The organism is Rhodococcus sp. MH15 (genome assembly GCF_019266045.1).
Lineage (GTDB): Bacteria > Actinomycetota > Actinomycetes > Mycobacteriales > Mycobacteriaceae > Rhodococcus_F > Rhodococcus_F qingshengii.
Map to the genome: position 1 here is coordinate 1,170,970 of NZ_LPNP01000061.1, position 20,075 is coordinate 1,191,044.

Genomic DNA, 20,075 nt, shown 5'->3' on the forward strand with positions numbered 1-20,075 from the left:
GCGTCTCTATCGGTACGAGACGGTGACAGGCGCATGATCCGACCAACGGAGGTCGTAGGACTCAGCGCGTTCCACGAGCGCGACCTTGGCCCGCTCGGCGTATCCGCGAGTGGCAACCTGGTAATCGATACGCCAACCCGAATCGTTGTCGAATGCCTTTCCGCGGTACGACCACCACGAATACGGGCCGTCGACACCCGGATGGAGGGTGCGGAAGACGTCCACCCACGCGGAATCTTCGGCGAACAGCAGATCCATCCAGGCGCGCTCCTCGGGGAGGAATCCCGAAGACTTCTTGTTGGTCTTCCAGTTCTTGAGGTCGAGTTCGGTGTGCGCGATGTTCCAATCGCCGCTGACCACCACGTGACGATCGGCAGCCTCGGCCGCCGCAGCGGTGGTAGCGAGGTGAACTGCGAAGGACGCCATGAACCGCTCCTTCTCCTCCTGCTTCGGCGTGAGCGCCTCACCGGAGGGCAGGTACAGGCTCGCGACGGTCAGATCCGCGAAGTCGGCTTCGATGTATCGACCGGCGTCGAGAAACTCGTCGTCCCCGTGACCGATCCGCACCGCGTCAGGTTCCATGCGTGAGAGCACCGCGACTCCGTTGCGTCCCTTCGCGGACGGCTCGGCGGAGACCAGGAACCATCCGTTGCCGAGTGCCGGCTCGAGGGTCTCGCGAAGCTGGTCGTCCGACGCACGCGTTTCCTGAAGGCAGATGAAATCCGCCGACGTCTTCTCCAGCCAGTCGAGCATGCCCTTGCGGGCCGCTGCGCGAACGCCGTTGACGTTCACGGACGTGATGGTGTGGGGCGCAAGAATGTGGGAGTCAGCAGTTTGTGGCACGGCAAGCACCGTAGCCGATTCCACCGACGCGGATGGGCGCCCAGGTCAGCGCGCGGCCCTACGCTGCAGAATCACCGCTACCGACAGCACGACGAGACCCGCGACGGCCAGCAACGACCCCACCGCTGCCGGCGCGGTGTACCCGTAACCGGCTGCGATGACGACGCCGCCGATCCACGCTCCGAAGGCGTTGGCGATGTTGAGTGCGGCGTGATTGAGAGACGCGGCCAAGGTCTGAGCATCCTCGGCGACATCCATCAACCGTGTCTGGAGGCCAGGCACCATCGACGACCCGGCGAGCCCGATGAGGAAGACGAAGACGAGCGCCGTGTACGGATTGCGCACGGCGATAACGAAGATCGCGAGGATGACCACGAGGGATCCCATCGACAGGAACAAGCCCTTCATCAGTGCGCGATCCGCGAGGTATCCACCGACGAAGTTGCCGGCCACCATGCCCAGTCCGTACAGCATGAGTGCGAGGGGAATGAACGAAGCGCCAAGCCCGGACACGTCGGTGAGAGTCGTACTGATGTAGGTGTAGACGGCAAACATCCCGCCGAATCCGACCATGCCCACGATCAGGGTCATCCACACCTGAACGCGGCCCAGTGCCCCGAGTTCGGTGATCGGATTCGTCACCGGCATGCCGTCCAAACGCGGAATCCAGACGAAGAGCGAAGCAACGGTTGCCACTCCGATCACGGCGACCAAGGCGAAGGCGCTGCGCCAGCCGAGTGCCTGGCCGATCCAGGCCGCGACCGGTACCCCGATCACGTTGGCCACGGAAAGACCCATCATCACCATGGCGACGGCCTTCGCGCGTTTTCCCGGTTCGGCCAGGTGAGCTGCGACCAGTGCGGCGACTCCGAAATACGCGCCGTGCGGCAATCCGGCGACGAAGCGGGCCATCATCAGCGTCGTGTACGAGGGCGCGAAAACCGTGGCGGCATTGCCGACGGTGAACGCGACCATGAGTGCGATCAACAGGGTGCGGCGCGGTACTCGTGCGGTGAGTGCAGCGATCAGCGGAGCGCCGACGACAACCCCGAGCGCGTACGCCGAGATCACGTGACCCGCGACGGGTTCCGAGACACCGAGTCCGGATGCCATTTCCGGGAGCAACCCCATGGCGACGAACTCGGTTGTGCCGATACCGAAACCGCCGAGAGCGAGAGCGAGCATCGCCGGACCTCTGGCGGAACGAACCCCGGGTGTCGAGGTGTCAGAACGGGAGAGGGTAGACGAAGTCACTGATCAATTGTGGTCTCACATCTGGTTGAACTTCCAAGTGAGAGCGGGTGAGTTCACTCACGTGAGACCGCGAACACAAATGGGACGCCTGGTTTCCCAGACGTCCCATTTGACAGGTGAAGCGGTGAATCTACTTCGCGGCCATGGCCTTCTGCAGGTTCACGTCGAGCGCGCCGAGGAACTCCTCGGTGGTCAGGTAGCCCTGATCGCCGCCGACCAGCATCGAGAGGTCCTTGGTCATCTGGCCGCTTTCGACGGTCTTGATGACAACGTCTTCGAGCGCCTGCGCGAAGCCGATGACCTCAGGGGTGCTGTCGAGCTTGCCACGATGCTCGAGCCCGCGGGTCCACGCGAAGATGGACGCGATCGGGTTGGTCGAGGTGGGCTTGCCCTGCTGGTGCTGACGGTAGTGACGCGTCACGGTGCCGTGAGCAGCCTCTGCCTCACAGGTCTTTCCGTCCGGTGTCAGCAGAACCGACGTCATGAGGCCGAGCGAGCCGAAGCCCTGGGCCACGGTGTCGGACTGGACGTCGCCGTCGTAGTTCTTGCATGCCCAGACGTATCCGCCCTCCCACTTGAGTGCGGAAGCGACCATGTCGTCGATGAGGCGGTGCTCGTAGGTCAGACCTGCAGCATCGAACTCAGCCTTGAACTCGGTCTCGTAGACGTGCTGGAAGATGTCCTTGAAGGCACCGTCGTACGCCTTGAGAATGGTGTTCTTGGTGGACAGGTACACCGGGTAGTTCTGCTGCAGTCCGTAGGTGAGCGACGCGCGAGCGAAGTCACGGATGGACGTGGTGAAGTTGTACTGCCCCTGGACGACGCCGCCCTCTTCGGGGAAGTTGACCAGTTCGTGCTCGATCGGTGCGCTGCCGTCCTCAGGCGTGTAGGTGATCATCACCTTGCCGGGGCCGGGGACCTTGAAGTCTGTGGCGCGGTACTGGTCGCCGAATGCGTGACGGCCGATGATGATCGGCTTGGTCCAGCCCGGAACGAGTCGCGGAACGTTGGAGATGATGATCGGTGCGCGGAAGATCGTGCCGCCGAGAATGTTGCGGATCGTTCCGTTCGGGGAACGCCACATCTTCTTGAGACCGAATTCCTCGACACGTGCCTCGTCCGGCGTGATCGTGGCGCATTTGACGCCGACGCCGTGCTTCTGGATCGCGTGCGCTGCGTCGATGGTGACCTGGTCGTCGGTCTCGTCGCGGTACTCGATACCGAGGTCGTAGTACTCGAGGTTCACATCGAGATACGGATGGATCAACTTGTCTTTGATGAACTGCCAGATAATGCGCGTCATCTCATCGCCGTCGAGTTCGACGACGGTGCCCTCAACCTTGATTTTGGACATGGGTGCTTCGCGTCCTCCTAGGAAGTTTCCCTGGTTACACGGTTGCGGTCACACTTTGTGAGTGGGTCCGCGAACGGTTCGATTATCAAACCTAGACGGTGTGGACTGATCTCGGGAGATGAGTCCCAAACAAGACAAGCGTACTGCTAACCCGTGAGGCCGCAACCGGCAGGTCCACTCATCGGTCTCTACTCGCGAGTAACTTTTGCCTGCTAGTGGGCTGCGTCGCTCTGCCTCGCGTGCGGTTGCGGCTCACATTTCGCCCCGTGTCAGGACTGCGCTCACTTCCCGGTAGAATCCGACTTGGTCATGAGTGCCAGCGTCAAGCCCCGGCTCGCTGGACGGCAACCCTCCAACCGCGGTGGGGTGCCCCGGGTGATGACCAGGTTTCCCGACGTGGATCTGCTCGCGCAGTTCCACCGCAATTCGGGTGACAAGCGCGGGTCCGACAGGGACGGACCCCAGACCGGGCCGAGCCCCACGGAGGTATTTCAGTATGTGTCGCACTTGTAGATAGACCCCAGCACGGGGCGGCGATCATTCGCCCCCGTCCGACATCTATCCGTCAGACCACTGGAGTGAACAAATCATGACCGACAACACAGCCGACGCCGCAGCAACTTCGGATCCGACCGCGAACTGGTCGTTCGAGACCAAGCAGGTGCACGCCGGACAAACAGCGGACACCGCCACCAACGCGCGCGCTCTGCCGATCTACCAGACCACCAGCTACGTCTTCGACAGCACCGATCACGCTGCGGCACTGTTCGGCCTCGCCGAGCCGGGCAACATCTACACGCGGATCATGAATCCCACACAGGACGCCGTCGAGCAGCGCATCGCTGCCCTCGAAGGCGGAGTCGCCGCACTCCTCCTCTCCTCGGGTCAGGCCGCCGAGACCATCGCGATCCTCAACATCGCCGAGGCCGGCGACCACATCGTCTCCAGCCCGTACCTGTACGGCGGCACGTACAACCTCCTGCATTACACCCTTCGTAAGCTGGGCATCGAAGTCACGTTCGTCGAGGATCCCGACAATCTCGAGCAGTGGCGCGAAGCCATTCGCCCGAACACGAAGGCGTTCTACGGCGAAACGATCGCCAATCCGAAGAACCACATCCTCGACCTACCCGGTATCTCGTCACTGGCCCACGAGAACGGTCTTCCGTTGATCGTGGACAACACAGTCGCGACGCCGTACCTGCTTCGCCCACTCGAACACGGCGCCGACATCGTCGTTCACTCCGCCACCAAATACCTTGGTGGACACGGCACCGCGATCGCCGGCGTCATCGTCGACGGTGGCACTTTCGACTGGACGCAGGGTCGCCACACGAACTTCACGACGCCTGATCCCAGCTACCACGGCGTCACCTTCGCGGACCTCGGCGCGCCGGCGTTCGCACTCAAGGCCCGCGTCCAACTGCTGCGCGATCTCGGTTCCGCCGTGGCGCCGTTCAACGCGTTCCTCATCGCGCAGGGTATCGAAACCTTGAGCCTGCGCATCGAGCGCCACGTATCCAATGCACAGAAGGTCGCCGAATTCCTCGACGGTCACGTCGAGGTCGCCTCCGTTTCCTACGCGGGACTTCCCTCCTCGCCATGGTTCGAACGTGGAAAGCAGCTGACGCCCAAGGGAACCGGCGCAATCGTCACCTTCGAGCTGCCCGGCGGTATCGATGCGGGCAAGACGTTCGTCAACGCCCTGACGCTGCACAGCCACGTCGCCAACATCGGTGACGTTCGCTCACTCGTCATCCACCCCGCGTCGACGACACACTCGCAGCTCACCCCCGAAGAGCAGCTCGCCTCCGGTGTCACCCCCGGGCTCGTCCGCCTCGCGGTCGGCATCGAAGGAATCGACGACATCCTCGCCGATCTCACCGTCGGCCTGGCAGCGGTGGCAAACTCGTGACCGTGAACGAATTGGAGCCCAGGATCGACCTCCTGCCCCCACCCGACGGCCAGGTGGGGTTCGTCGACATCGGTGCCTTGGAACTCGAGAGCGGCGCGGCAATCCCATCGGTTTCGCTCGCCGTTCAGCGGTGGGGTGAGCTTTCCCCGAACCGCGACAACGTCGTACTCGTCGAGCACGCACTGACCGGAGACTCACACGTCACCGGACCGATCTCCGCGAATCAGCCCTCCCCCGGCTGGTGGAACGGGATGGTCGGCCCCGGCGAACCGATCGACACCGGCGAATGGTGCGTCATCGCAACCAATGTCCTCGGTGGTTGTCGCGGCACGACCGGTCCCAGTTCGCCGGCCGACGACGGCAAGCCGTGGGGCAGCAGGTTCCCGGAGATCTCCATCCGGGATCAGATCGCGGCGGAGAAGAAGCTCGTCGATCTCCTCGGGATCGACCAGTTGGCCTCGGTAGTCGGCGGATCCATGGGGGGCATGCGCACCCTCGAATGGGCAGTTACCTACCCGGACGGCATTCGCTCCGCGTTGGTTCTCGCAACCGGTTCACGGGCCACTGCAGATCAGATCGGCACCCAGACGACGCAGATCGCTGCCATCGTCTCCGATCCGGATTGGCAGGGCGGTGACTACCACGGAACGGGGCGGGCACCTCGCGCCGGACTCGGCATCGCCCGTCGCATCGCGCACCTCACGTACCGCACCGAGGCCGAACTTGACGCACGCTTCGAGAACTCCGCTCAGAACGACGAAAATCCTTGGAACGGTGGACGATACGCCGTACAGAGTTACCTGGAACATCAGGCAGACAAGCTGGTCGACCGCTTCGACCCGAGCACGTACGTCCTCCTGACCGAGGCCATGAACCGGCACGACATCGGTCGTGGACGCGGCGGTGTTGCGGCGGCGTTGGCATCGATCACGGCACCGGTCGTGGTGGGCGGCGTCGACTCGGATCGGCTGTATCCCCTTCGCTTGCAGGAGGAGATCGCCGACGGAATTTCCACGTGCAGCGGCCTCGAGATTCTCAAGTCCAAGGACGGCCACGACGGCTTCCTGACGGAGGCGGACGCCGTCGCCGGACTGCTTCGCCGAACGATGGAGTTCGCGCGTACGGCTCGCTGATTCGGCACAGAGCCACGTTTTCAGGATTCGTCAATGTCGGGAAAACCACAGCTGATCTGCGGGTTTTCCCGACATTCTCATTGGCGAACGTGAGCCGGCGCGGCTAGCATCGGCGAACGTGAATCAGCCATGCTCGACGCGCCTGCAGGCTACGTACATTCCCGAGCACATGTCCTTCGCGTTCTGGGGTGACGCAGACCCGGCAACGCGGCTGTCGGCACTGGGGATGCCGACCGGGTCGCCGGGCGTGTGCAGGCTTGCGATCCCGGTCGACGAGTCGATCACAGCAACCGACGTCGGAGCGCAACTGCTCGACCTCACCACCGCGATCGACGCGTTCCACAACCTCGATGCTGGTCGCGGCGACCTCGGATCGTCGCTGCTCGCGTGGAAGCGCGTCATCGACACCGGCGCACATGACATTCCGACCGCAGCGCATGCCGCTATCGAGCGCGACGACACGAAGATCCGAAGCGCCGCGTCCACGGTGCGGTTGTTCACGGAAGCGCGCGCAGCCATCGAGAGTCTTCGCCGAGCAAAGATTCAGGCGACTCTGCGCCCGTATCAAATGCAGGGAGTTGCCTGGCTGACGGCTCTGTCGGGTTCGGGCGGTGGGATCTTGGCCGATGAGATGGGTTTGGGTAAGACACTGCAAGCGATTTCGATGATCGCGATCCGCGCCGGCGACGGTCCGCATCTGGTTGTGTGTCCCACCTCGGTGATAGGAAACTGGCGCCGCGAGATCGAGCGATTCGCTCCGCATCTGCCACTGCACGTTCATCACGGGGCCGCCCGTGCACTTCCCACTCGTATCCCCGCCGGCACTACGGTTCTGACCAGCTACAGCGTCTTGCGTTCCGACGCAGCCCAATTGGCCCCGGTCCATTGGAGTTCAGTGGTCTTCGACGAGGCGCAACAGATCAAGAACCCCGCTTCCCTCGCCGCGAAAGCAGCAATGCAGTTGTCGGCGGACGTCAAGGTAGCGATGACCGGCACGCCGGTGGAGAACCGTCTCGAAGAATTGTGGTCGCTCTTTCGCGTCGCCAATCCCGACGTCCTCGGAACTCGCGCACGGTTTCGTCAACGCTTTGCCGTACCGATCGAATCCGGTCGATCGGCCACCGCGGCGACCAGGCTTGCCGCGGTCATCGATCCCTTCATTCTGCGCAGAACCAAAGACACAGTGGCAAAGGATCTTCCGCCCAAGCAGTTCTCCACGGTCTCGTGCACTCTGACGTCGGAACAGGCGCGCATCTACCGGTCGGCAGTTGCCGATGCGTTCGACTCCGGATTGGGCACGGGAATTGCCCGGCGTGGCAACATCCTTGCGCTTCTGACCACTCTCAAGCAGGTATGCAATCACCCGGCGCAGGTCACCGGCGATACGGACGACCTCTACGGAAGATCCGGAAAGCTCGACCGCGCAACGGAAATGATCGCCGAGATCGTCGACGACGGCGATCGCGCGCTGATATTCACGCAGTACCGGACGATGGGCGAGATGCTCTCGCGACACCTGGGAGCCGAACTGGGAATCGGCGCCGTGCCTTTCCTCCACGGCGGCCTGAACACCGACAAACGAGACGCGATGGTCGACGCGTTCCAGAACGAGACGGATTCACCACCGGTTCTGATTCTGAGCTTGCGCGCCGCCGGCTTCGGCCTCAACCTCACGCGCGCAAGTCATGTCGTGCACTACGACCGGTGGTGGAACCCAGCCGTCGAGGATCAAGCAACCGACCGGGCACACCGCATCGGCCAGAAACGCACCGTCAACGTCCACACCTTGGTGACGGGCGGTACCGTGGAGGATCACATAGCAGCGATGCACGAGTCCAAACGAGCTGTGGCCGATGCTGTCTCCGGGAACGTCGAGGCCGCGCTGGCCGATCTCCCCGACACCGAACTGCGTGAACTTCTCGAACTCGACGGCGCGGTGATCATCTGATGGCCAACGAATTCGGCGTCACCGCTTGGGGTCGAGCGTGGCTGCGCACGGTGGAGCGGACCGCGGCGTCCGGTCCGAACCCGTCCCTGCCGACGGCTCGCACCCTGGCACGCAACGGTTCCGTGGAGTTCACCGTCGTCTCGTCGGGGACCGTCGTCGCCGAGGTGAGCACCAAGGCAAAAACTTCGTCAGTGAGGATTGGTGTCCCGCTCTGGACCAAATCCGAGATCGCTGCAGTGAAGAGCCTTCTCCGTTCGGCTGGAAAGGCGAACAGATCCGTCTCCACCGGCGAACTGCCGGACAGCATCGTCACCGAACTGCAGGCTCGAAATATCGCAGTAGCCGTTGATCTTTCGGAGTGCACTGCCAGCTGCGACTGCTCAGGTAGACGCTCGCCGTGCGTTCACCATCTCGCCGCGATCTACGCCCTCGCCGGGCGAATCGACGAGGAACCTGCACTTGCGGTGACGTTACGGAGTGCAACGGTCAAGGCTGGAAAGAAGTCGACATCCGCACATTCACCGGAGTGGATCCCTTTGAGTGATATCGATATTCGCTCGTTCTACGGGGACTGATCTTCTCAGTCGGTACCGAGCGGATCGATGGTCAGGGCGAGCGTCGCGATCAGCACACCCATAACGCCCATCGCCGCAGTGTCGAAGACCCTTCCACGCACCGCGAGCAACCCCACACGGTTCTCGGGAACGAACCACCGAGCGGCAGCTCCGATGATGACGGCAACACCGAAGACGAGGGCGCCGCGGCGCCACCGGTCGGCCAGCACGAGAACCACGGCCGCCGCGATCACGGCGAGGACCGCGAGCATGGGCAGATTCTTCTTCGCGAGGCCGACCAGTGAGGACATCGGACTCAGACTCCGGCCAGAACCCGCTCGGCGCGCTCGACCACGTTGGTGATCAGGAACGCGCGGGTCAGCGGTCCGACACCACCGGGGTTGGGTGAGACGAAGCCGGCGACCTCGTTGACGTCGGCTGCGACGTCGCCGCGCAGGCCGTCGTCGGTGCGACTGACGCCGACGTCGAGGACCGCTGCCCCGGGCTTGACCATGTCTGCGGTGATGAGGCCGGGAACGCCGGCGGCAGCGACGATGATGTCGGCGCGGCGAACCTCGGCCGCGAGATCGCGGGTACCGGTGTGGCAGAGCGTGACCGTCGCGTTCTCGCTACGACGCGTCAGCAGCAATCCGATCGGGCGACCGACTGTGACGCCTCGTCCGACTACCACCACGTGTGCGCCTGCAATAGGGACCTCGTAGCGGCGCAGGAGATGCAGGATTCCGCGCGGGGTGCACGGCAGCGGGGCTTCCTTGCCCAACACCAGTCGACCGAGGTTGACCGGGTGCAAGCCGTCGGCGTCCTTGTCGGGGTCGATGCGCTCGAGGGCTGCGTTCTCGTCAAGGTGCTTGGGAAGCGGCAACTGCACGATGTAGCCGGTGCACTCGGGATTGGCATTGAGCTCGTCGATCGTCGCATTGAGCTGCTCCTGCGTGATGTCGGCAGGCAGGTCGCGTCGCAAAGAATTGATACCGACCTTGGCGCAGTCGTTGTGCTTGCCGCGCACGTAAGCCGCGGATCCGGGGTCGTCGCCCACCAGGATGGTGCCCAAGCCGGGTGTGATGCCCTCTGCCTTCAGAGCGCTCACCCGCACCTTCAGGTCTTCGAAGATTTCGTCGCGGGTAGCTTTGCCGTCGAGGATCGTTGCAGTCACGGCGACCATTGTTCCAGGTTAGGGTCGATGAGTGACAACGGCTCCGGAACTACGCGGCCCGAGGGTGCTCCTCTCCCCCGTCGCGCCCGATCATCACGCCCGTCTGCGAGCAATTCACCTGCACCCGGACGTCGTGCACTGGTGGCAAAATCCCGACGACGACTGGCCTGCAGCGCCGGAGGCTGGCACCACGCGCTACAGCATCTTCCACGGCGACCACCTGATCGGCTTCATCCAGTGGTATGAGGCGGAGGACAACCCCGACTTCCGCCACGCCGGGCTCGACTTGTTCCTCGATCCCGACTTCCACGGCCGAGGGTTCGGTCGCGAATCGATTCGCGTGCTGTGTGCCCACCTGATCGACGACCTCGCATTCCACCGTCTGGTCATCGACCCGGAAGTCGACAACTCCGTCGCCATCGCGTGCTACCGATCGGTGGGGTTCAAAGACGTCGGGGTGATGCGCGAGTATTCGCGAGATCGCCATGGTGTGTGGAAGGACGGGCTGCTGATGGATCTGCTCGCACGGGAATTCATCCGCTGATCGACTGGGACGAGTTCGAAAGGACCGACATCATGTTGCTGGACAAGGAATTCACGGCCTCCCTGCAGAAGAGCGACGCCAAGGGCGGGTGGACTTATGTGATCTGGCCGGAGTCCGCCGAGTTCTTCGGCACCCGCGGCCTGGTCAAGGTACGCGGGACGATCGACGGACATCCGTTCCAGAGTTCGTTCATGGCGTTGGGAGACGGTAACCACAAGCTGCCGGTCAAAGCCGATCTTCGCAAAGCCATCGGCAAGGAGACCGGCGAGCTGGTGACGGTGCGCCTCGAGGAGCGCTTGGAGAGCTAGGCGCTGCTACTTCATGTCGACGACAAGACCGTGCGCCGACGCGTACGCCACCGCCTGCATCAACTCGATCTGCGCGTTTCCGACGGACGCGGACGTCCACAGGCTCGGATCGATCCGTGCACCGCGCAGGTCTGCACCTTCGAGTTTGAGTCCACCCGTACGAGCACCGGACAGATCCGCCGACGCCAGCACCGCGCCCCGCATGTCGGCCCGAACCAGGTTCGCTTCACGGAAGCGGCATGAGGTGAAGTCGATCTTTCTCAGGTCCGCCCCGCCGAGTGAGGTCAACGAGAAGTCGACTTCGTCGAGCGTCAACGGCCGGATGCGGCAACCGTCGAACGTCGACCCGAGCAGACTGCAGTTTCGGAACGTGCTGTGCCACAGGCTGGTCCGGGCAAAATTGCACGAGCGGAACGCAGTTCCCGTGTGCACGGACTCCCCCAGATCGGTGCCGGTGAAATCACAATCCGTGAACACCACCGACTCCGTCGTGAGTCCGGTGAGGTCGGCGTCTCGGAAATTGCAGTTGGTGAAAGTGCGCTGACGCCACTTCTGCCCGGCCAGCCGCGCGTCTGAATAGTCTTCGCCGACGACATCGTCGGATTCTTCGGGGAGCATGCCGTCCATACTGCCCCGCCGCACCGACACCGGTTCGATCGCCTAGGTCTCGCAGGCCACGCCGTCACCGTCACGATCAAGCTTGGACGAATAGCCGGGATCGCCGCGGTAGATCGGGGCAGCACCGGCCGCTCGCACGGCTGCACAGTTGGCGTAATACACCCCCGCGTCGGGCACCTTGGCCGGCGGCGGAACGTACGCCGGTTCCGTTGTCTTCGGCGGTGTGTACGCCGGAGCGGGCGGAACATACGGCGTAGTCGTGGTCTCCGGGACCTGCGGAACCAGCGGCACTATTGCCACGGTGGTTGTCGTCGGTGGCGGCACGATCGTTGTCGTCGTCGGCAAGAGGGACGAAGTCGTGGTCTTCGTCGTCGACGGGACCGTGCTTTTGGTTGTCGTCGCTGCAGCTGTCGTCGAAGAGGTCGCAGCAGGCGTCGTCGATTCTTCCGACTTGCCCGCTCCCGTCGCCGCGGCGATGGCAACCAGCCCCACGACTGCCGCGCCGGCGATCCACGGCCACTTACGCCGCGTCTTGCCTTCCTCGGCGCTAGTGACCGGCACCGCCGATCCGGGTGCGCCGAAGACCTGCGTGGGAGTGCCGAAAGCCTGAGTGGGTGCGTCGACGCCCTTGGGCCGTGTCTGCGCGGTCCACTGCTGACCGTCCCAGTAACGGTCGATCGTGGGGTCGAAGGGGTCGGGGTTCCAACCGGCGGGAGGGTTCATCAAAATGTCCGTTCTGCGAAGAGTGCCGGAAATAGATTCGCACGGACTGGCCGGTTTGTTACCAATTCGCCCACACTTCCCGACCGGGTCTTCTCACGGACGTGGGCACCGATACGTCGCCCGGTACAGTTCCTCGAGTGTTCCGAGTGATGTTCCACGAGCCCCGCATCCCACCCAACACCGGAAACGCGATCCGCATGGTCGCGGGCACCGGTTGCGAACTCCACCTGGTCGGCCCTCTCGGGTTCGACTTGTCGGAGCCGAAGCTCAAGCGCGCAGGCTTGGACTACCACGACCTGGCGACTGTCACGGTCCACGAAAACCTGACCGCTGCCTGGGAAGCCGTCACCCCCGCTCGCGTATTCGCCTTCACCGCGCACGCGACCACGTCGTATGCCGATATCGCCTACCAACCCGGCGACGTCCTGCTGTTCGGGCCCGAACCCACCGGACTGTCCGAAGAAGTATTGGCGGATGAACACGTCACCGAGCGCCTGCGTATCCCGATGCTGCCCGGACGCCGGTCCCTCAACCTGTCCAACGCTGCCGCCCTCGTGACGTACGAGGCCTGGCGTCAGCACGGGTTCAAGGGCGCTGTCTGATCGACGTCAGTAGACGTCCCGGACATAGCGCTTCTCCGCCGAAAGAGCCTTCACGTACGCCTCGGCACTGCGAGGTGCCAGTTTTCCGTGCTGAGCGACCACCCCGTTGAGGGCACTGTCGACGTCCTTGGCCATCCGGTTGGCATCGCCGCAGACGTAGAAGTGCGCTCCCTTCTGCAACCACTCCCACAGCAGCGCACCCCGCTCACGCATCCGGTCCTGCACATAGACCTTGTCGGCTTGATCCCGGGAAAACGCGAGGTCGAGTTCGGTGAGGAATCCGTCTTTCCGCAATTCTTCGATTTCTTCGCGGTAGTAGAAGTCGGTCGCGGCGTGTTGTTCTCCGAAGAACAGCCAGTTCGGGCCCGTGTGCCCCAATGCCCGCCGCTCATGCAGGAAGGCACGGAACGGTGCAATGCCGGTCCCCGGACCGACCATGATCATCGGGGTCTCGGGATCGGAAGGTGGCCGGAAGTGGGTCGACTTCTGCACGTAGATACCGATGTCGTCATCGTGAGCGTGGTCGGCGAGGTAAGTCGAGCACACTCCACGCCGTGGGACACCCGCAACGTTGTATCGCACCGCGGACACCGTCAACTGCACTTCGCGTGGGTTCTCCTTCGGACTGGAAGATATCGAATACAGCCGCGGCTGAATCGGTTTGAGCAGCGAGAGCCATTCGTCTGTCGAGGCACGAACGGGCGACTGCGCGAGAATGTCGACGGACTGTCGTCCCCACGACCAGTCTTTGAACGTGGAGACATTCTCCGGCTTCAACAACTCGGCCAGGTCCGAATCGCGGGTTCGTTGATGCACGAATCGAATCATGTCGGTCGAGATTCGAGTGATCTCCAGGCGCTCGGTGAGCGCGGTACGCAGCGTCATTTCCCCGTACTGCCCCAGTTCGACGGTCTCGTCACCGTCGAGGCCAGTAAGGGTGAGCCACTCGTCGACAAACGGAGAGCTGTTTCGGGGCCAGACTCCGAGAGCGTCGCCGGCTTCGTAACTGACCGTGTCACCTGGAAGGTGAAAGCCCAACTGCCGCACGTCTTTGGAAGAACCCGGACGGTTGAGCACGACATTGCGCGTCAAGGCTGTGGTCAGTGGCGCCTTCTTGTTGTATCGCAGCGGCGGCGACATCGCCGGTGAAATCGGCTCGGCTGCAACGGTTGTCCCAGAATTCTTCTTTGCAACGAGAACGTCGGTCGTCTCGCCGGCCACCGAGCTCCGAAGCTCAGCCGTGACCGCCTCCAGCCATCCAGCAGCGGTGTCCTCGAAATCGGGCTCGCAGTCGGCGCGATCGACGATACGACTGGCCCCCAGTTCAGCAAGGCGGGCGTCGAGCTTTCGTCCGTGTCCACAGAAGTCGGCATAGTTCGAGTCGCCGAAAGCGATTACTGCATAACGTGTCTCGGACATGCGGGGCGCCGTGTCAGCAGACAACGCATCCCAGAAACCGCTGCCGTTGTCCGGAGATTCGCCGTCACCGGAGGTACTGGTGATCAGCAGGACCTCTCTGGTAGCTGCCAGGTCGGCGGCGGGAAACTCGTCCATCGCGTGCATCACCACGGGCAGGCCGATTCCCCCGAGACGAGTGGCGCACTCAGCAGCGAATTCTTCCGCGTTTCCGGTCTGGGATGCCCAGAGCACCACGATCGGCGCGCGCTCGGATCCAATACTCGGACTCGATGACAACGCAGGCCCGTCGGTGTCAGGAAGTGAGATCCGCGAGTACAGGCCGGCCAGAACACCGTCGACCCACATCCGCTTTTCGGCATCGAAGGGTGCCGTCGACGGCAAGGTAGGTACCCCGGCAGTGCGATCGGCGTCCGCACGCAACGCAGCGAGAAGGCCGGCCAGGTAGCTCTGCTGGAGCGCATCGAATACCACTGCAGGTGTTCCTGTTTGACCGAGGACATCTGCGAGGACATCGGTTCGCGACAAAGCCCGATCAGCTGGCGCGGGAGCCACCAGCGCCGCCTCGGCGAGCACTGTTTCAGGTGTGTTCACGACGACCTTCGTCATAGTGACAGCGCAGGCTTTGAACTCCGGTTGCTGCGAGGCAGGGTCGATGGCGTCGTTGGTGACGGCGTTGATGGACAGATATTCACCGAAGGCGTCGTTCCAGTGAAATGGGGCAAAGCAGTTCCCCGGACGCACTCGGTCGGTGACAACAGCCGGAAGCACAGCGCGACCGCGGCGTGAGGCAACCTCGATCGCATCCTGGTCGACGATGCCGAGCCTGGCGGCGTCGTCGGGATGGATCTCGACGAAGGGACCTGGGTTGAGCTTGTTCAACTTGGCCACCTTGCCGGTCTTGGTCATGGTGTGCCACTGGTGCGCGAGACGACCGGTGTTGAGCAGGAAGGGGTAGTCGTCGTCGGGCATTTCGGCGGGAAGCATGTGCGGCCGTGCGAAGAACATCGCACGGCCAGTGGCGGTGGGAAATGCGAGCCTCGGAGTGCTGCCGTCCTCGCGGATCAGGAGTCTTTGACTGACACCGTCATTGACGTATCGGATGGGATGACGGTCCTGATCACTGTCTGGCGGGCATGGCCACTGGATCGATGTCTTGCGGAGGCGCTCGTAGGTGACGCCGCGTAAGTCGTAGCCGGTCTTCGGATTCCAGAACTGCTTGATCTCTTCGAACACCTCTTCGGCACAGGTGTAGGTGAACGCTTCGGCGTACCCCATCTCGCAGGCGATCCGGGCGATGATCTGCCAATCAGGCAGCGCCTGCCCAACCGGATCCAGTGCCTGCTGAAAGAGCGTCAGGTTGCGTTCGGAATTGATCATCACTCCGTCGGACTCTGTCCACAGCGAAGCAGGCAGCAGAACATCGGCGTATTCGTTGGTCTCGGTGCCCAGGAAAGCATCCTGGGTGATGACGAGGTCGGCCTTCTCCAAGCCGTCGATGACGGTCTTGCGGTTGGCTACCGTCGCAACGGGATTGGTGCAGATGATCCAGCACGCTTTGATGTCACCCGCCGCCATTCGGGAGAACATGTCGATGGTGCCACCGCCGATGTCGGTGCGCAGCGAGCCCTGCGGGATCCCCCATCGGTCCTCGACGAAGTCGCGATCGGCGTCGACCATCACGGCGCGCTGACCTGGCAAACCTGGCCCCATGTAGCCCATTTCACGCCCACCCATGGCGTTCGGCTGACCGGTCAACGAGAACGGACCGCTGCCGGGCTTGCAGATCGCACCGGTCGCAAGGTGAAGGTTGCAGATGGCGTTGGTGTTCCACGTGCCGTGGGTGCTCTGGTTCAAACCCATTGTCCAACAGCTCATCCAGTTGACGGCCTCACCGATCCACTGCGCTGCCGTGTGGATGTCGGCTTCGGAGATACCGGTGATCTCGCTGACCTTCGCAGGCGTGTACTCCGCGAGGAAACTGGGCATGACCTCCCAGCCTTCGGTGAAGTCGGCGATGAAGTCCGGATCTGTGTGGCCGTTTACGACGAGCAGGTGGAGTAGTCCGTTGAGTAGCGCGAGATCGGTGCCGGGAGCGATCTGCAGGAACAAGTTCGCCTTGTCGGCGGTGGCGGTGCGTCGAGGATCGACGACGATCAGCTTCGCGCCTGCCTTGACCCGCTCCTGCATTCGGAGGAAGAGGATCGGATGGCAGTCCGCCATGTTCGCGCCGGTCACGAAGAACACGTCGGCATGTTCGAAGTCCTGATAGGAACCGGGCGGTCCGTCGGCCCCGAGCGATTGCTTGTATCCGGTGCCGGCACTTGCCATGCACAAACGGGAATTCGATTCGATCTGATTGGTCCCGATGAAGCCCTTGGCCAGTTTGTTCGACAGGTACTGAGCTTCGAGTGACATCTGCCCGGACACGTACAACGCAAACGCGTCGGGACCGTGCTCGTCGATGATTGCCCGCAGGCGCTGGGCGGTGTCAGTGATGACTGCGGCCATGTCCGCCGCTTCGATCGCATCACCTCGGCGCGGACGGCGATATGCAGATTCCATGCGCCCCGGGCCTGCGAGCATGTCTGCGGTCGTGGTGCCTTTGGTGCACAGACGCCCGAAGTTGGTGGGATGTGTCTTCAGACCGGAAGACTTCGCAGCCTTCCGACGTCCCGTCTCCGGATCGGTGATGATGTCGAGGACAAGACCACAGCCGACCCCGCAGTACGCGCAGAGTGTGTCGACACTGGTGGTGGTGAGTTGAGCGCCCATCGATTCATGCATCCCTTCGACCGAGGATCAAGGTCGACTTCTATCTTCGGATGCAGTTGTTTCGGGAGTTCATGCCCGATGTTGCGTATCAATCACTCTTTCCTCACCGCGACCTTCGGACCGATGTGCGGTCCCGGGACCAGCGGTCGTCGACGTGCAGCTGTACGCGAATGCCCAGTTCTACGCTCTGCCGCCGAATCGAGCGATGTAGTGCCAAACCTTCTTGACGTCCTGCGGATCGAAGGATGCACCCCGTGCGAGCCCCAGGACGGCAGGCGTCAGCCGCCTGCCGTGCGCAATTTCTCGGGCAAGGTCGATCACGGCCGCTCCCCGGTATTCGGGATGTTCGGCTATCTCGTCGACATCGACCGCGTATCCCTCGTGCCACAGCACCGGGCACGTGAGCGAGTGGGCGATCTCTTCGATCCGTGTGCCCCGGTAACTCGGATCCAGAACGAGCGCCTCGACGTCCGTCCCGATGTCGACGGCGCCGTGGACGTGCGCCTCGATGTAGTGGTCGAGCGGATCGTCGAGCTCGGCAGCCCGTGCGGCGTCGACCAAGCTCATCGCTTCGGCCGTTCCGAATAGATCAGGCTCGAAGACGCTGTCGGGAAAGCAGAAAGTGGTGCGGTCGAGCGTGTGCTCGGCAAGCCGGAAGTAGGACGAGCCGAACCGAGGGGATGCCCCGTAGGGATCGGCGGAGAAGTTCAACGATCCGTACTTCGGCCGTTCCGAGGGCTCTCGCTCGTCGTAAGCTCCGCCGAATATCCGACTCTCCCAACGCCAACGATCGCCGCCGTGATGCGCCGTCAGTCCGCCGTTGCTCGTTCGAGTCTCGAACTGGGTCACATAGGTGCCTTGACGTGCGATCGAGGCCAATGTCAGACCACGTTCAGACGGGAGGTCCGGATGAAAGTGCAACGTCACCCGGTGATTTCGATCCAACGGGCCGCCCTTCGAGAGACCGCTCACGTGCGCAATCGCGGCAGACCAAGGAGTGGAATCAACAGGCATTCGCCCATTATCCGGATATGGAAGCAGCGCCGGTGAAGAAATCGACCAGTGAATACGGTGTGCCTTCACCGAGGCAGAGATCAAGGATCACGTGCGAGTCCGCGGCCTCGGATGCGCTGCGCACGAACATCGCTTCTTCGTACTCGGCGAGTGCCCCTTCGATGTCGTCGGGGTGCGTGGCGATCGCCTTTCCCAGTTCGGCGCCGTCGAACATCGCCAAGTTCGCACCCTCACCGGACGGGGACATCAGGTGCGCCGCGTCACCGAGGAGCGTCACCCCAGGCACGCGATCCCATCGGTGCTCGTCGGGAAGTGCATGGATCGCGCGCGGAATCGGAGCGGTTTCGCCATCGGTGATCAGCGCCGTGAGTTCCGGTGCCCAACCGTCGAACTCGGCCGCGACCCGCGCTGTCGCAGCGGCGGCGTCGGTGAAATCGATACCGGCAAACCACTCCGCCGGACGGTTCAGCTGAACGTAGGTGTGCACGATGTCTCCCGCCTCTCGATGCGCGGCGATCGCATTTCCTGGTGCGGGCGCGTACATCGCCCCGTCCCCGACGGCTTCGGCTGCAGCCGAATGCTTCTCGTCGACGTCGTAGAGGTAGGTCTCGACGAACGTGGTGCCGACGTATTCCGGCTTCGCATCGGAGAGCAGCGGCCGGACCTTCGACCAGGCACCGTCTGCACCGACGAGAAAGTCGGTGGTCACTGTCGAACCGTCGACGAAGGTCAACTCGTGGCGATCATCTCCGAGCGAGCGCACAGTGTCGACTTTGCGTCCCCATTCGATCGTGTAGTCCGGAAGGGAATCAATCAGGATTCGACGGAGGTCGCCGCGCAGCACCTCGGGACGTGCTCCCGTGCCGTCGTCGGGTTCGTCGAGGAGCACGGCGGCGTGTTGATCGAGTACGCGCGACGCGGCGCCGCCCGCGTGGATGATCGCGCGGAACTCGTCGGTTAGGCCGGCAGCGTCGAGCGCGGCCTGACCGTTGTGTTCGTGGATGTCGAGTTGACCGCCCTGCGTGCGAGCTTCTGCCGACAGTTCCGCCTCGTAGATCTTCGACCGAATTCCATGAACGTGAAGGACACGCGCGAGGGTCAGACCGCCGAGGCCCGCCCCGATGATCGTTATCGAGTTGCTCATGTTTGTTTCCTTTCAGGCTTCGATTGGAACGTCGTTCCAATGACATCTTGGAACGGCGTTCCAGATATGTCAAGATGGTTCGCATGGCGACCAGGAATCAGCGGACCGAACGACGTACGGATGCGCTCTCGAAGGAGCGAATCGTCGAGGCTGCGATCGAGATCCTCGACGACGAGGGCGAAGCCGCGCTGACATTTCGCGCACTCTCCGCACGCCTGGCAACAGGTAGCGGGGCGATTTACTGGCACGTTGCCAACAAGAGCGAACTGCTCGCCGCGGCGACCGACGACGTCATCGCCCGCGTGACAACCGGTGCAACCGAAGGCGCAGCCCCACGGGAGGCGATCCGGACCATCACCCTCGGCGTGTTCGACGCGATCGACGCCCACCCCTGGGTCGGCACCCAACTCTCACGTGAACCGTGGCAATCAGCGGTGATGCAGATCTTCGAAAGTCTCGGCGAGCAACTCCAGGCGCTCGGCGTTCCCGAATCGGCACAGTTCGACTGCGCGTCCGCGCTCCTGAACTACGTGCTCGGTCTCGCCGGACAGTACGCCGCGGGCGCCCGTCTGCTCCCCCGTGAGACAGATCGGTCCGCTTTCCTCGCGGGCGTCGCCACGCGATGGGAAGAACTCGACTCTGCGAAGTACCCGTTCCTCAATCAGGTGACGGCGCAGTTGCGCGACCACGACGACCGAGAACAGTTTCTGGCAGGCATCAACCTCATCCTCGCGGGGATCGACACCGTCCGATAGC

General features: G+C 63.2%; 18 protein-coding genes and 1 riboswitch. Of the genes, 8 read left to right on the forward strand and 10 right to left on the reverse strand.

The window, feature by feature from the left end; translation table 11 throughout:
- Positions 1 to 6: 6 nt before the first annotated feature.
- The 3 genes from ATN37_RS13445 to ATN37_RS13455 form a co-directional block, all read right to left on the reverse strand.
- Entirely contained in the window at positions 7 to 852 is an 846-nt protein-coding gene (locus ATN37_RS13445) for an exodeoxyribonuclease III (protein WP_217018651.1), read from the reverse strand.
- A 36-nt stretch (positions 853 to 888) separates the two neighbouring features.
- Positions 889 to 2,097 carry an MFS transporter gene (locus ATN37_RS13450; protein WP_371748383.1) on the reverse strand — a complete coding sequence of 403 codons (1,209 nt, stop codon included), beginning with the start codon at positions 2,095 to 2,097 and terminating at the stop codon, positions 889 to 891.
- A 130-nt stretch (positions 2,098 to 2,227) separates the two neighbouring features.
- On the reverse strand, positions 2,228 to 3,451 hold the full coding sequence (locus tag ATN37_RS13455) for an NADP-dependent isocitrate dehydrogenase (protein WP_003940772.1): 1,224 nt from the start codon (positions 3,449 to 3,451) through the stop codon (positions 2,228 to 2,230).
- A 305-nt stretch (positions 3,452 to 3,756) separates the two neighbouring features.
- Positions 3,757 to 3,897: riboswitch (SAM riboswitch) on the forward strand.
- 143 nt (positions 3,898 to 4,040) lie between these two features.
- Here ATN37_RS13455 and ATN37_RS13460 point away from each other — a divergent pair.
- The 4 genes from ATN37_RS13460 to ATN37_RS13475 all read left to right on the forward strand — a co-directional run bounded on the left by ATN37_RS13460 (position 4,041) and on the right by ATN37_RS13475 (position 9,022).
- The gene (locus ATN37_RS13460; protein WP_007727392.1) at positions 4,041 to 5,366 is read left to right on the forward strand and encodes a bifunctional o-acetylhomoserine/o-acetylserine sulfhydrylase; all 1,326 of its coding nucleotides are present in this window, start codon (positions 4,041 to 4,043) and stop codon (positions 5,364 to 5,366) included.
- A complete protein-coding gene (locus ATN37_RS13465; RefSeq protein WP_083057711.1) occupies positions 5,363 to 6,499 on the forward strand; it encodes a homoserine O-acetyltransferase in 1,137 nt (378 codons plus the stop codon). Before ATN37_RS13460 ends, ATN37_RS13465 begins: the two co-directional genes overlap by 4 nt.
- Positions 6,500 to 6,617: 118 nt before the next feature.
- Positions 6,618 to 8,447 carry a DEAD/DEAH box helicase gene (locus tag ATN37_RS13470; protein ID WP_308125211.1) on the forward strand — a complete coding sequence of 610 codons (1,830 nt, stop codon included), beginning with the start codon at positions 6,618 to 6,620 and terminating at the stop codon, positions 8,445 to 8,447.
- Entirely contained in the window at positions 8,447 to 9,022 is a 576-nt protein-coding gene (locus tag ATN37_RS13475) for a hypothetical protein (RefSeq protein ID WP_217018650.1), read from the forward strand. The genes ATN37_RS13470 and ATN37_RS13475 overlap by 1 nt, the downstream gene beginning before the upstream one ends.
- Before the next feature lie 5 nt (positions 9,023 to 9,027).
- Here the strand turns inward: ATN37_RS13475 and ATN37_RS13480 are convergent, their stop codons facing one another.
- Both ATN37_RS13480 and ATN37_RS13485 read right to left on the reverse strand, forming a co-directional pair.
- Complete coding sequence (locus ATN37_RS13480; protein WP_003940740.1) at positions 9,028 to 9,312, reverse strand: DUF3017 domain-containing protein; 285 nt, start codon at positions 9,310 to 9,312, stop codon at positions 9,028 to 9,030.
- 5 nt (positions 9,313 to 9,317) lie between these two features.
- Complete coding sequence (locus tag ATN37_RS13485) at positions 9,318 to 10,175, reverse strand: bifunctional methylenetetrahydrofolate dehydrogenase/methenyltetrahydrofolate cyclohydrolase (RefSeq protein ID WP_007727401.1); 858 nt, start codon at positions 10,173 to 10,175, stop codon at positions 9,318 to 9,320.
- 31 nt (positions 10,176 to 10,206) lie between these two features.
- Here ATN37_RS13485 and ATN37_RS13490 point away from each other — a divergent pair, with 31 nt between their 5' ends.
- Together ATN37_RS13490 and ATN37_RS13495 are read left to right on the forward strand one after the other, a co-directional pair.
- Positions 10,207 to 10,719 carry a GNAT family N-acetyltransferase gene (locus ATN37_RS13490; protein ID WP_063836256.1) on the forward strand — a complete coding sequence of 171 codons (513 nt, stop codon included), beginning with the start codon at positions 10,207 to 10,209 and terminating at the stop codon, positions 10,717 to 10,719.
- Between the two features lie 32 nt (positions 10,720 to 10,751).
- The gene (locus ATN37_RS13495) at positions 10,752 to 11,027 is read left to right on the forward strand and encodes a DUF1905 domain-containing protein (protein ID WP_064074917.1); all 276 of its coding nucleotides are present in this window, start codon (positions 10,752 to 10,754) and stop codon (positions 11,025 to 11,027) included.
- A gap of 6 nt (positions 11,028 to 11,033) precedes the next feature.
- On the opposite strand, the gene ATN37_RS13500 is transcribed toward ATN37_RS13495, so the two are convergent.
- Both ATN37_RS13500 and ATN37_RS13505 read right to left on the reverse strand, forming a co-directional pair.
- Complete coding sequence (locus tag ATN37_RS13500; RefSeq protein WP_003940770.1) at positions 11,034 to 11,654, reverse strand: pentapeptide repeat-containing protein; 621 nt, start codon at positions 11,652 to 11,654, stop codon at positions 11,034 to 11,036.
- Between the two features lie 33 nt (positions 11,655 to 11,687).
- On the reverse strand, positions 11,688 to 12,368 hold the full coding sequence (locus ATN37_RS13505; protein ID WP_064688905.1) for an excalibur calcium-binding domain-containing protein: 681 nt from the start codon (positions 12,366 to 12,368) through the stop codon (positions 11,688 to 11,690).
- 137 nt (positions 12,369 to 12,505) lie between these two features.
- On the opposite strand from ATN37_RS13505, the gene ATN37_RS13510 reads away from it, so the two are divergent.
- Entirely contained in the window at positions 12,506 to 12,970 is a 465-nt protein-coding gene (locus tag ATN37_RS13510) for a tRNA (cytidine(34)-2'-O)-methyltransferase (RefSeq protein WP_007727408.1), read from the forward strand.
- 6 nt (positions 12,971 to 12,976) lie between these two features.
- Here ATN37_RS13510 and ATN37_RS13515 read toward each other — a convergent pair whose 3' ends face one another.
- From ATN37_RS13515 to ATN37_RS13525, 3 genes are all read right to left on the reverse strand, one after another.
- The gene (locus tag ATN37_RS13515) at positions 12,977 to 17,161 is read right to left on the reverse strand and encodes a bifunctional nitrate reductase/sulfite reductase flavoprotein subunit alpha (protein ID WP_218695239.1); all 4,185 of its coding nucleotides are present in this window, start codon (positions 17,159 to 17,161) and stop codon (positions 12,977 to 12,979) included.
- A 180-nt stretch (positions 17,162 to 17,341) separates the two neighbouring features.
- A complete protein-coding gene (locus ATN37_RS13520; protein WP_030535092.1) occupies positions 17,342 to 18,175 on the reverse strand; it encodes a DUF3626 domain-containing protein in 834 nt (277 codons plus the stop codon).
- 7 nt (positions 18,176 to 18,182) lie between these two features.
- Complete coding sequence (locus tag ATN37_RS13525) at positions 18,183 to 19,319, reverse strand: NAD(P)/FAD-dependent oxidoreductase (protein WP_063316679.1); 1,137 nt, start codon at positions 19,317 to 19,319, stop codon at positions 18,183 to 18,185.
- A gap of 74 nt (positions 19,320 to 19,393) precedes the next feature.
- On the opposite strand from ATN37_RS13525, the gene ATN37_RS13530 reads away from it, so the two are divergent.
- Positions 19,394 to 20,074 carry a TetR/AcrR family transcriptional regulator gene (locus ATN37_RS13530; protein ID WP_063316756.1) on the forward strand — a complete coding sequence of 227 codons (681 nt, stop codon included), beginning with the start codon at positions 19,394 to 19,396 and terminating at the stop codon, positions 20,072 to 20,074.
- Position 20,075: the final 1 nt, after the last annotated feature.